This window comes from Proteus sp. PR00224, from assembly GCF_016238105.1.
Classification (GTDB): domain Bacteria; phylum Pseudomonadota; class Gammaproteobacteria; order Enterobacterales; family Enterobacteriaceae; genus Proteus.
The window spans coordinates 154,157-166,986 of record NZ_JAEHQU010000006.1; the positions used below are offsets into that span (position 1 = coordinate 154,157).

At 38.6% G+C, this 12,830-nt stretch carries 11 protein-coding genes; 8 read left to right on the forward strand and 3 right to left on the reverse strand.

Features of this window, described 5'->3' with window-relative positions; genetic code table 11:
- Window positions 1-21: 21 nt before the first annotated feature.
- The 3 genes from JEP71_RS12010 (at window position 22) to hemN (ending at window position 3,255) form a co-directional block, all read left to right on the forward strand.
- Window positions 22-375 carry a DUF4810 domain-containing protein gene (locus JEP71_RS12010; RefSeq protein ID WP_160230784.1) on the forward strand — a complete coding sequence of 118 codons (354 nt, stop codon included), beginning with the start codon at window positions 22-24 and terminating at the stop codon, window positions 373-375.
- Complete coding sequence (locus JEP71_RS12015) at window positions 372-1,028, forward strand: DUF799 domain-containing protein (RefSeq protein WP_198626297.1); 657 nt, start codon at window positions 372-374, stop codon at window positions 1,026-1,028. Before JEP71_RS12010 ends, JEP71_RS12015 begins: the two co-directional genes overlap by 4 nt.
- An 853-nt stretch (window positions 1,029-1,881) precedes the next feature.
- Window positions 1,882-3,255, forward strand: a complete 1,374-nt coding sequence (hemN, locus tag JEP71_RS12020; protein ID WP_198626298.1) for an oxygen-independent coproporphyrinogen III oxidase — start codon at window positions 1,882-1,884, stop codon at window positions 3,253-3,255.
- Window positions 3,256-3,274: 19 nt separating this feature from the next.
- On the opposite strand, the gene glnG is transcribed toward hemN, so the two are convergent.
- From glnG to glnA, 3 genes are all read right to left on the reverse strand, one after another.
- Window positions 3,275-4,699, reverse strand: coding sequence for a nitrogen regulation protein NR(I) (gene glnG / locus JEP71_RS12025; RefSeq protein WP_198626299.1), 1,425 nt, complete (start codon window positions 4,697-4,699; stop codon window positions 3,275-3,277).
- Between the two features lie 10 nt (window positions 4,700-4,709).
- Window positions 4,710-5,756: a nitrogen regulation protein NR(II) gene (glnL, locus tag JEP71_RS12030; protein ID WP_198626300.1), complete on the reverse strand. Its 1,047-nt coding sequence runs from the start codon at window positions 5,754-5,756 to the stop codon at window positions 4,710-4,712.
- Between the two features lie 183 nt (window positions 5,757-5,939).
- Window positions 5,940-7,349, reverse strand: coding sequence for a glutamate--ammonia ligase (gene glnA / locus JEP71_RS12035; protein WP_088494326.1), 1,410 nt, complete (start codon window positions 7,347-7,349; stop codon window positions 5,940-5,942).
- Between the two features lie 360 nt (window positions 7,350-7,709).
- On the opposite strand from glnA, the gene typA reads away from it, so the two are divergent.
- From typA to dtd, 5 genes are all read left to right on the forward strand, one after another.
- Window positions 7,710-9,545 carry a ribosome-dependent GTPase TypA gene (gene typA, locus JEP71_RS12040; protein ID WP_198620077.1) on the forward strand — a complete coding sequence of 612 codons (1,836 nt, stop codon included), beginning with the start codon at window positions 7,710-7,712 and terminating at the stop codon, window positions 9,543-9,545.
- A 388-nt stretch (window positions 9,546-9,933) separates the two neighbouring features.
- A complete protein-coding gene (locus tag JEP71_RS12045) occupies window positions 9,934-10,242 on the forward strand; it encodes a helix-turn-helix domain-containing protein (protein WP_198626301.1) in 309 nt (102 codons plus the stop codon).
- A gap of 119 nt (window positions 10,243-10,361) precedes the next feature.
- A complete protein-coding gene (locus JEP71_RS12050) occupies window positions 10,362-11,495 on the forward strand; it encodes a type II toxin-antitoxin system HipA family toxin (RefSeq protein WP_311747435.1) in 1,134 nt (377 codons plus the stop codon).
- Between the two features lie 210 nt (window positions 11,496-11,705).
- On the forward strand, window positions 11,706-12,323 hold the full coding sequence (gene yihX, locus JEP71_RS12055) for a glucose-1-phosphatase (RefSeq protein ID WP_109373676.1): 618 nt from the start codon (window positions 11,706-11,708) through the stop codon (window positions 12,321-12,323).
- 67 nt (window positions 12,324-12,390) lie between these two features.
- Window positions 12,391-12,828, forward strand: a complete 438-nt coding sequence (gene dtd, locus JEP71_RS12060) for a D-aminoacyl-tRNA deacylase (protein ID WP_072064855.1) — start codon at window positions 12,391-12,393, stop codon at window positions 12,826-12,828.
- Window positions 12,829-12,830: the final 2 nt, after the last annotated feature.

Sequence of the window (12,830 nt, forward strand, 5' to 3'; positions counted from 1 at the left end):
CGCTTTTATAAGGATATAACGATGTCTAAATCATTAATAAGCCTTATTTTAGGGGCATTATTACTGACGGGCTGTGCAAGTGGCCCTAAACCACTTTATAACTGGGACAGTTATCAACAAGTGGTATATCAGCACTATCAACAAAGTGAAAGTGATCCTCAAGCACAAATTGATGCATTGAAGAAAAGCATTGAACTTTCTCGTGCTAAATCATTAGGTATTCCGCCAGGATTACATGCGCATTTAGGGATGTTATATGGTGCGACGGGCGCATTAGATTTAGCAATGGCAGAATTTAATGAAGAAAAAGTACTTTACCCTGAATCAGCGGAATTTATGGATCGTCTGATGAAAAACAAAGGAATGCAAAAATGAGTCGCTTATTCGCTTTAATATGCTTGGCTTTTGCGTTGGTATTAACGGGTTGCGCCCAACCTATCAAAACAGATTACACTGCCTTTAAACAGAGTAAGCCAAAAAGTATTCTTGTATTAGTACCTCAAAACCATACAACGGAAGTTGGCGCGGGGCACAGTTTCTTATCTCAAGTAACATATCCTTTGGCAGAAGCGGGATATTATGTTTTCCCTGTTGCTGTCGTTGAAGAGACATTTAAGCAAAATGGTTTATCCATGGCTGGGGATATTCATGCAGTAAGTCCTAATAAACTACGTGAAATCTTTGGTGCTGATGCTGTTTTATACTTAGATATCAAAGAGTTCGGAACGACATATCAAATTATTTCTAGTGATACGCGAGTTACCGTTACTGCTAAGCTTGTTGACCTTCGTAATGGTGGTGTGTTGTGGAGTAGTTCTGCAACGGCATCAAGTACGGAAACAGACGGTTCATCAGGTAGTTTAGTAGGGATGTTGGTCTCAGCTGTTGTGAATCAAATTGTGAATACAGTATCAGACAAAAGCTACCAAATTGCAGGTATAACAAGTGTACGTTTACTTTCAGCAGGAAATGCGAACGGTATTCTATATGGTCCTCGCTCTCCTAGTTATGGTAAAGAAGCAGAATAAGCAAATGCAATAAAATAAGCATAAGAATGAAAAGGCTCTGTTTAATTAATTTAAAATAAGCAGAGCCTTATTTTATTTGCGAAATAATAATTATTCTTATTTGATGTTGGGTAATACTACCTATATTTATCACAGAATAAGTATGAAATAGAGAGTAAATAAAAAAGAGGAGTTGTCATTGAAAGGATAAACCATCCTTGGTTGCCAGTCCGTTTCCTTCCGTGGTTAATAATCCATAATTCGGGTATATAAAAGAGACTGATTAAATAAGAGAAACGTCAAAGAGAATAAGATAAGGTATGGGGGATGCTATCTTTCCTTGTAATATAGCGACCTTTATTCTTTAAATAGTCCTCAAATTTAAATCAAAACACGACCTAGTTGGATATTAATCAATGTTTGTCTCTAGGATATGTAATATTATAATTTAGGTAAAGATATAATTGTTACTATTATTATAATCATCGAATTAAGAGGGAATAAAAGAATAATAAAACTAATATAACGAGATATTTAATTAATTTAAATCGTATTTTGAGTAATATATCGTTTTAAACTCGGCGTAAAAGTTCTCCTCTGATATTTCACGATGAATTAAAACCACTAACATATTGAATAAACTTAATTTATTTATGAATATCTTTAATGGATAAGACTATTTTTACATAATGTGATTTGCATCACGTCATATATTTGAGTGTTATTGCCTATCAATAAGAAGATAGGGATTTATACGATACCTCTTTCGATCATATTCAGTTCCCGATTTATTGGTTACACTATTCTTTCAGATATTCATAATGTCTGTTTGCTGGTATGAGATATCAGCGGTTCACTTTTGGAAGGTAGAGGCATGTCAGAACAAACAATTATTTGGGATCTTGACCTGATCCATAAGTATAACTATTCAGGTCCTCGCTATACATCATACCCAACAGCATTAGAGTTTAATCAGCAATATGGCGATGATGATTTTATCAAAGCGACTCAACGCTATCATGAGCGCCCTTTATCGCTTTATGTTCATATTCCTTTCTGCCATAAGCTGTGCTATTTCTGCGGCTGTAATAAAATTATTACGCGCCATAAACATAAAGCAGATGAATATCTTGATGTTTTAGAAAAAGAAATTATTAACAGAGCACGCTATTTTAAAGACAGAAAAGTGACTCAAATGCATTGGGGCGGGGGTACACCTACTTTTCTGGATAAGCAACAGATTAGTCGATTGGTTTCGCTATTACGTCACCATTTTCATTTTGTTGATAATGCAGAACTCTCTATTGAGATTGATCCTCGTGAAATTGAGCTAGATGTTATCGACCATCTACGTTATGAAGGATTTAATCGCCTGAGTATGGGGGTGCAAGATTTCAATAAAGAAGTGCAACAAAAAGTAAATCGTGAGCAAGACGAAGCATTTATTTTTGCATTGGTAGAGCGTGCGCGTGAAGTGGGTTTTCACTCCACCAGCATTGACTTAATTTACGGCTTACCTAAGCAAACCAAAGAGAGTTTTGCCTTTACATTAAAACGCGTTATTGAACTATCACCAGATAGATTGAGTGTTTTCAATTATGCGCACTTACCTAATTTATTCGCGGCTCAGCGTAAAATTAAAGATGAAGATCTCCCTTTAGCAGAAGAGAAGTTAGAAATATTACAAGAGACAATTTCTACGCTGACAACAAACGGCTATCAGTTTATTGGTATGGATCACTTTGCTAAACCGGATGATGAATTAGCGGTTGCTCAGCGTAAAGGTATTTTACACCGTAATTTCCAAGGCTATACCACTCATGAAGAGTGTGATTTATTAGGCATGGGAGTTTCTGCAATAAGTATGTTAGGTGATAACTATGCGCAAAATGAAAAAGTATTGAAAGAGTATTATGCGCGCGTTAATAGTGAAGGAAATGCACTATGGCGAGGTTTATCTCTGACTAATGATGATTGTATTCGCCGCGATGTGATTAAAACCTTAATTTGTAATTTTAGTCTGCGTTTTTCTGATATTGAAAAAATGCACAATATTGTCTTCCATGACTATTTTAAAGAAGATTTAGAATTACTTGTGCCAATGAAGAATGACGGTTTAGTTGAAATAACAAAAGATGGTATTCAAGTAACACCAAGAGGGCGCCTGCTTATTCGTAATATTTGTATGTGTTTCGATACGTATTTACGAAATCAAATGCGCCAACGTCAATTCTCGCGTGTAATTTAATTGATGAAGGGTTAGGGGATCAATATTCCTCTATCCCTAACTCTTTTAATTTGCGGGTTAATGTATTTCTGCCCCAACCTAATAATCGTGCTGCATCTTGTTTATGCCCTTGCGTATATGCTAAGGCGCTTAGTAAAAGAGTACGCTCAAATTGAGGTAATGCATCTGTTAAGATGTTTTCTTTCCCTTCTCCTAATGCTTCATCTGCCCATAATGAAAGATGCTGTGACCAATGTTGAGAAGCAGCAATTCGACTGATATTTTTTGCTTTTTCATCAGGTTGGCGAATTTCTTGTGGTAAATCTTGAGGCATAATCTCTTGGCTTGCCGTCATTACCGTTAACCAGCGACACACATTCTCTAATTGTCTGACGTTACCTGACCAGTTGTATTCCATCATTATTTGTAAACTTTGCTGATGAAGAACTTTGGCTTCGACACCCAATTCTTTTGCTGTTTTTTGCAGAAAATAGCGCGCTAAGCTAGGAATATCTTCGGTTCTATCGCGTAATGGTGGTAACTGAATGCGTATGACATTGAGGCGATGATAGAGATCTTCACGAAAATCACCGGCTTGAACTCGCTTTTCTAAGTCTTGATGAGTTGCGGCGATAATACGTACATCGACTTTTACTGGGGCATAACCGCCTACTCGATAAAATTGCCCTTCAGCAAGGACTCGCAGTAAACGTGTTTGAATATCAAGAGGCATATCACCAATTTCATCAAGAAACAGTGAACCGCCATTTGCTTGTTCAAATCGACCTTGGCGTACTTGAGAGGCGCCTGTAAATGCCCCTTTTTCGTGACCAAAAAGCTCTGATTCAATCAAGTCTTTAGGAATTGCCGCCATATTTAGCGCGATAAAAGGAGAGGACGCTCTTGGGCTGTGACGATGTAATGCATGTGCCACTAACTCTTTGCCTGTACCCGATTCCCCATTAATAAGTACACTAATTGAGGAGCGAGAAAGCCGACCAATAATACGGTAAACCTCTTGCATTGCAGGTGCTTCACCAATCATATCTGTAACTGATTGTAGCAAGGTTTCATCGGTATTCGGTTGTTTTTGTTCGCGATAATGAGTAATGGCGCGGTCAATTAATGCCAATGTTTCGTCGATATCGAACGGCTTTGGTAAGTAATCAAATGCCCCTTGTTGATAGGCATTAACGGCAGCGTCGAGATCAGAATGTGCCGTCATAATAATAACGGGCAGAGTTGGATATTGTTCTTTAATTATTTTTAAAAGAGATAAACCGTCGATATCAGGCATACGAATGTCTGATAACAATACATCAGGTTGTTCTGTATTGAGTGCATTAAGCACATCATTCGCATGTTCAAAGGCTTTACAAGACATACCTTCACGAGAAATGGCACGTTCAAGTACCCAGCGAATGGAGCTGTCATCATCAACAACCCATACATTTCCTTTTTGCATTGGTTATCTCCTACTTAATTGGTAAATAAATAGAAAATTCAGTATTTCCGGGCCAACTGGTAAATTCAATTTTACCTGCATGTTGATCCACTAAATTACGCGCAATAGAGAGCCCTAATCCATTACCACCTTCTCTACCACTCACCATGGGGTAAAAAAGCGTATCTTGTAGATGAGGAGGAATACCATCACCAGTATCAATCACATCTATACGCGCAGCAAGGCGGTGACGTTCGCCATGAAGTGTGATTTGAAAAGCCGTACGGGTACGCAAAATAATCGTTCCCCCTGTTTTTTCGACGGCTTGTAAGGCGTTGCGTGTAATATTCAGGAGTACTTGTTCTATTTGATCTGGGTAATGTGATAACTCAGGTAAGCTGGGATCGTAATCTTTTAGTAAGGTGACATTTTCAGGGCATTCGAGCGAAATAAGCTGAGCAACACGCTCAACAACATGGTGAATACTCTGATGTATTTTTGTCCCTGGATGTTGGGGACCGAGTAATCTGTCCACCAGCACACGTAGGCGATCAGCTTGTTCAATAATGACTTGTGTATATTCCGTTAAAGCTGGATCAGGTAAGGATTTTGCTAGCAATTGAGCCGCGCCCCGTAATCCTCCCAACGGATTTTTAATTTCATGTGCCAGCCCCCTAACCAATTCCCTCGCTGCCATTTGCTGTGCTTGTTGTATCTGCTCTTGGCTTAACCGGCGTTGACTATCCATAGGCGCCAGCTCCAGCAAAATGTGTTGCTCGGAAATAGGTTGGGCACTGAGCGACATTGTGTGTGATTGGTTATTTACAACCAATATTACTTCATTGTCGGTAAAGCTTTGTCCATTCGCTAATGTTTCACGCATTAAATCAGCATCAAAAGAGTAATAGCTGAAAAGGGCAGTGAAAGGCGTTTCAAATAATTTTCGACGGCTTTGTGCTAAAACCTGTAACGCAGAATGATTTGCGTAGCAAATAATAAACTCTTTGTTGATAACCAATACAGAGTGTATCAATGAGTTTAAAATTAATGTGTTGTCAGGTAAGTCTGCCGTTTCCATATTCAATACCCCGTTGCACCATTTTAGTGCATCTTACCTTTATTACATTAATGAACCAATGCGTAAGTGAAAAGACTGACTCCTTAAAGGGGAGAAAAGTGCCCATCCGAAGATGGGCAAAATAGCTTCACGGCAAAAAAAACAGTTTTACATCTAGGCTTAAGTTTTTATCAATAAAAGGTCTTAAGCGCTGTAATACATTTCAAATTCAAGAGGATGCGGAGCCATACGTACACGTTGAACATCAGCACGTAATAATTCTAAATAAGCATCAATAGCATCATCAGTAAATACACCACCGCGGGTTAAGAATTCACGATCTGCATTTAATGTATTTAATGCTTCTTCTAATGAACCTGCGACAGTTGGGATCTCTTTTGCTTCTTCTGGCGGTAAGTCATAGAGGTTTTTATCCATAGCATCACCTGGGTGAATTTTATTGATAATGCCATCAAGACCAGCCATTAACTGAGCCGCAAACGCTAAATAAGGGTTTGCTAAAGGATCTGGGAAACGGACTTCTATACGGCGCGCTTTCATGCTGGCAACCACAGGAATACGAATTGACGCTGAGCGGTTACGTGCAGAGTAAGCAAGCATTACAGGTGCTTCAAAACCTGGGACTAAACGTTTGTAAGAGTTAGTCGTTGGGTTAGTAAATGCATTTAGCGCACGAGCGTGTTTGATAATACCGCCGATGTAATACAGCGCCATTTCAGATAATCCGCCGTATTTGTCACCTGCAAATAGGTTTACACCGTTTTTAGACAGTGACATATGGCAGTGCATACCTGAGCCGTTATCACCCACTAATGGTTTTGGCATAAAGGTCGCTGTTTTGCCAAATACGTGAGCTACGTTTTGTACCACGTATTTATAAATTTGGGTTTCATCTGCTTTTTTGGTCATGGTATTAAAGCGAGTAGCCACTTCATTTTGACCCGCAGTTGCGACTTCATGGTGATGAGCTTCAACGACTAAGCCCATTTCTTCCATGATGTTACACATAGTAGAACGAATATCTTGTGATGAATCGACGGGTGGCAGTGGGAAGTAACCACCTTTAACCATCGGGCGGTGACCTTTGTTGCCGTCTTCATATTTGGTATTGGTGTTCCATGCCGCTTCAATATCGTTGATAGCGTAAGATGCGCCAGAAATATCGTTTTTGAAACGAATATCATCAAATAGGAAGAACTCTGGCTCAGGTCCAAACAGTACTGTGTCTGCGATACCACTTGATTTTAAATAGTCTTCAGCACGTTTTGAGATAGAGCGTGGGTCGCGATCATAACCTTGCATTGTGCCTGGTTCTAAAACGTCACAACGAATAATCAGGGTTGGATCTTGGAAAAATGGATCAAGCATTGCGGTTGTTGCATCTGGCATCAGCACCATGTCTGATTCGTTAATGCCTTTCCAGCCACCAATAGAAGAGCCATCGAACATTTTTCCTTCTTCAAAGAAATCATCGTTAACCTGATGAGCCGGAATAGTAAGATGTTGTTCTTTACCGCGGGTATCAGTGAAACGTAAGTCAATATATCTAACTTTATGTTCTTCAATCATGGATAATACATGTTCAAGGGACATAGGAACTCTCCTGGCGAATGGTTTTATTGAGTGCAGTGGCCTTACACATTTTTTCGGTGAATTTTTTGCTCACCTAAATTCTATTGCGAAAAGCATGCCAACTTATCTAAAAAGGGATATATACTGTATTGATGAAGTTTAGTGTAGAATATCTCCTGTGATTTTTTAATTATTGCACAAAGTTGGTGCAAATTAAGCCTAATTAATTGCACTGTTTTGGTGCAAGCGAACGGATACTACTAAATTCTGAGGCGTGAAAAGGATCACAATTCAATTAATTGCATATTGTTAAGCAATCATTATTGTGATCTTGTTTAGTCTCTCGTCTAAAGCGTGTACAATACTGCGCTTATTTCTACAATGCCTGAGGCAAATTTTGTGATCGAAAACTTGCGTAATATCGCCATCATCGCCCACGTTGACCATGGTAAAACAACTATCGTCGATAAATTACTACAGCAATCTGGTACGTTCGGCGAACGTGAAACCGTTGCTGAGCGCGTGATGGACTCAAATGATCTCGAAAGAGAGCGCGGAATTACTATTCTTGCGAAAAATACAGCGATTAAATGGAATGACTATCGTATCAATATCGTAGATACCCCAGGACACGCCGACTTCGGTGGTGAGGTAGAACGCGTTATGTCTATGGTAGACAGCGTTCTATTGCTGGTTGACGCGATGGATGGCCCAATGCCACAAACTCGTTTTGTGACACAAAAAGCGTTTGCTAACAACTTAAAACCAATTGTTGTTATCAATAAAGTTGACCGCCCTGGTGCGCGTCCAGACTGGGTTGTTGATCAGGTATTTGACCTGTTCGTAAACTTAGGCGCAACTGACGAACAACTTGATTTCCCAATTATCTATGCATCTGCATTAAACGGTATTGCGGGAACAGATTACAATGACATGGCTGAAGATATGACTCCGTTATATGAAGCTATTGTCAAATATGTAGAGCCACCAAAAGTTGATCTGGACGGCACATTCCAGATGCAAATTTCTCAGTTGGACTACAACAACTACCTAGGTGTTATCGGTATCGGTCGTATTAAGCGTGGTAAGGTTAAACCTAACCAGCAAGTGACTATCATCGATAGCGAAGGTAAAACTCGTAACGGTAAAGTCGGTAAAGTGTTAGGTCACTTAGGCTTAGAACGTATTGAAGTTGAAGTCGCAGAAGCTGGCGATATCATCGCAATCACAGGTTTAGGCGAACTGAATATTTCTGATACGATCTGCGAAACAGGTGCTGTTGAAGCATTACCTGCATTAGCCGTTGATGAACCAACTGTTAGCATGTATTTCTGTGTTAATACTTCACCTTTCTGTGGTCGTGAAGGTAAGTTTGTGACTTCTCGTCAGATTTTAGATCGTCTGAAAAAAGAGTTAGTCCATAACGTAGCATTACGTGTAGAAGAAACTGAAGATCCAGATGCATTCCGTGTATCAGGTCGTGGTGAGCTTCACCTGTCAGTTCTGATCGAAAATATGCGTCGTGAAGGTTACGAATTAGGTGTATCTCGTCCTAAAGTTATCTTCCGTGATATTGACGGCCGTAAACAAGAGCCTTTCGAACAAGTCACTATCGATATTGAAGAACAGCACCAAGGTGATGTGATGCAAGCGATGGGTGAACGTAAAGGCGAAATGCGTGATATGCAACCAGATGGTAAAGGACGTGTACGTTTAGACTACATTATCCCTAGCCGTGGTCTGATTGGTTTCCGTACTGAATTTATGACCATGACATCAGGTACTGGTTTACTGTATGCAACATTCAGTCACTATGATGATGTTCGTCCAGGTGAAATCGGTCGCCGTAATAACGGTGTTATGATCTCTAATGGCCAAGGTAAAGCCGTTGCTTACGCACTGTATAGCTTACAAGACCGCGGTAAATTATTTGTGACTCATGGTGCAGAAGTTTACGAAGGCCAAGTGATTGGTATTCATACTCGCTCTAATGACTTAACAGTAAACTGTTTAACGGGTAAAAAGCTGACTAACATGCGTGCTTCTGGTACAGATGAGGCGACAACGCTGACTCCACACCTGAAACAAACATTAGAACAAGCATTAGAATTTATTGATGACGATGAGTTAGTTGAAGTAACTCCGCAGTCTATTCGTCTGCGTAAGCGTTATCTGTCAGAAAACGATCGTCGTCGTGCTTACCGTAGCAAAGACTAATTCGTTATTTATTCTGATAACATAATTCTTAGGGCGCGTTTAGCGCCCTGAGTTTATACTCGTCATACTTTAAGTTACAGGGTTGACTGCGTTCAACTAGTCGCCTATCTGTAACTTAAATTATTTAGAGTATGTGGTACTAGTTGTACTATCAGACGAATGCGGTGGGAAATTTGCCACCGCATAAGTTTTCTCTTAATCACGCCTTTATTTCCCCTTTGTATCCCACTCTTTTTATTTACAACTTAAGTATTGTTTATTGCCTTAAATACAACTTTAAAGTTGTTTTTGTTGCTACATACAATTTATGAGTTGTTTTTTGGTTGTCATACAACTAGAGTGTTGTATACATTGCCAATGTAATCACTAAAATGGTTTAGAGCTAATCATGAAAACTATTAATGAAATTGCTAATTTAATTACAGAGCAACGTAAAAAATTAGGTATTGAACAAAAAGATATGTATTTACGTATCGGTATGAAACAGCAGCAATACCAACGTATAGAATCAGGAAGTGATTTAAAACTATCAACCTTACTAAGAGTATTAGAAGGACTAGATTTAGAGTTATCAATCAGAACTAAAAATTCTCATGTAAACCCTATGATTGCAAGTACTGCAATAGCGAATAAAAGCGAAATTGATTTGAAAGATGATGGGGATGATCTCGACTTTTGGTTTAAAACAAAGGAATAAGGTATGAATAAGCAGATAGAGAAAGTGGAAGGTCTTAAGATTCAGCTGTATGGAATTGATGTTGCGGTTATTGCTCATTATGTAAAAATATACTGACATTTAATCCCCATTTTGTCAGGATGCCAAAAGAAACTCGACCGACTTTCACATTAAGGCAGCTATCTGATCCTGATTATTTAAATAAGCCTCAAATTCGAACACAAAAAATCTCGCCTGTACTATCTAATTTGTTACCTGAAGGTGTATTAAGGGAATACACCGCGAATGCATTAAAATGCCACGTTGATAATGAGTTTGCTATTCTTGCTTATTTAGGTGCAAATTTACCAGGAGCCATTTTAGTAACTCCTATAAAAGCAGGTGGTGTGCCTGATTGGGCACTTGAGCATCGTTTATCGACAGAACCTCTACAAATCGATATTAAACATGTTGATAAAAAATTTTCATTAGCGGGAGTACAGGTTAAATTCTCTTCATCTTTCATTAAAGGTCGATACCATATTGATGAAGATACTTTACAAGATATGTGGATTATAAAAACACCGCCTACCATTCATAAAGGTGTTCCTGTTAATGAATATACTTGTATGAAATTAGCGGAAAGTGTCGGTGCTGATATCCCTGAAATAAGGCTTATTGAATTAAATCAGTTAAAAAACTTACCTGATATTCAATTACCAAATGAGCCATATGCCTATGGCATTAAACGTTTTGACCGTAGTGGAGAAGGGCGTATTCATACAGAAGATTTTGCTCAAGTATTCGGGTTATTTCCGTCAGATAAATATCAAAAAATTAATTATGAGCAAATAGGCAAAGTTATTTATGAAACAAGCTCGGAACGTTTAAAAGATATTCAGCAAATGGCTAGAAGATTACTCATTAATATTTTATTGGGTAATGGTGATGCTCATTTAAAAAACTGGACATTAATCTATCACAATCGTATTTCACCTCAGTTATCACCTTTATATGATGTTGTATTTACAGAACCCTATATTAAAGAGGATAAACTAGCTTTGAATATGGCCGGAACAAAGCACTGGTTTGATATATCAATGGGGCATTTTGAGCGTTGGGCTGAAAAAGCCGATTTACCTTGGGTCGCTATTAAGCCTCATTTACTTGATGTTGTTATAACAGCAAGAACGCAATGGCCTTCATTATTACAACAGCTTCCAATGCTTGATGAGCATAAAGAAAAATTATCATTACATTGGGCGCAGTTGCATGATGATTTTAAAATTGTATAAACATAAACGAGGAGAGAACGTTTTATCATCACCTCATAATTCCATTCTAGATAATGATGCTTCTAGTCTCATTTTTCCGTTCTCCCTCTTCTGGTTTTCTGTTTTACAAAAAAATTAAGTGTGATTATTGTACTTTTTTGGTGTTTAAGCCTGTTCAGTAAAGCGATTTATGATTAAAGTAAAATGAGTTTTCTATTATGGAGAGGATTTATGCTTTATATCTTTGATATGGGTAATGTGATTATTGATATCGATTTTAACCGAGTATTCGCAGTATGGAGTAAGCTGAGTGGTGTTCCATTAGCAAGCATAAAAAAGGATTTCACCGCCGGTGAAGTTTTTAAATTACATGAGCGCGGTAATATTACAGATATCGAATTTGCTGAAGAAATTAACTCAGAACTTGGCATGAGCTTAAGCTTTGAGCAATTCGCTGAAGGATGGCAGGCTATTTTTATCGCAGTAAGACCTGAAGTCATTGATATAATGAACAAATTAAGAGAACAAGGACATCGGGTTGTGGTGTTATCAAATACTAATCGTTTACACCAAGATTACTGGCCAGAACACTATCCTGAAATCGCGGCTTCTGCTGATTTTCTCTACTTGTCGCAAGATCTTGGCATGAGAAAACCCGATCCTGAACTCTTTAAGTATGTTTTAGAATCTGAAGATGTTGAAGCACAAGATGCCGTTTTCTTTGATGATGTAAAAGCCAATGTTGATGCTGCTATTGCTGTGGGTATAAAGGGTGTACATGTCATTGATAAACAGACCATCATTGACTACTTCAAAGATTATGATTTTTCTCTCCCAGTAGAAGAATAATGCTATTGTAAGGATAACAATAGATTGAATTTGTTATCCTTTTTTATTGATTTATTTTGGAGAGAGAATGATCGCGTTAATTCAACGAGTGACACAGGCAAAAGTGGATATTGCAGGTGAAACTGTCGGCGCTATTAATCAAGGTTTATTGGTTTTATTAGGTGTAGAGAAAGACGACAACGAACAGAAAGCCAAAAGATTATGTGAGAAAGTATGCGGCTATCGTATATTTAGTGATGAAAACGACAAAATGAACCTAAATGTGCAACAAGCAGGTGGTAGTCTATTAGTTGTATCTCAATTCACACTTGCCGCGGAAACACAAAAAGGAATGCGTCCAGGGTTTTCGAACGGTGCGCCCCCAGAATTAGCGAAAAATCTCTATCACTACTTTATTGAACAATGTCAGCAACAAGGCTTAGAAACGCAAACAGGTCAATTTGCTGCTGATATGCAAATCACACTGACTAATGACGGCCCAGTCACCTTTTGGCTGCAAGTATAACG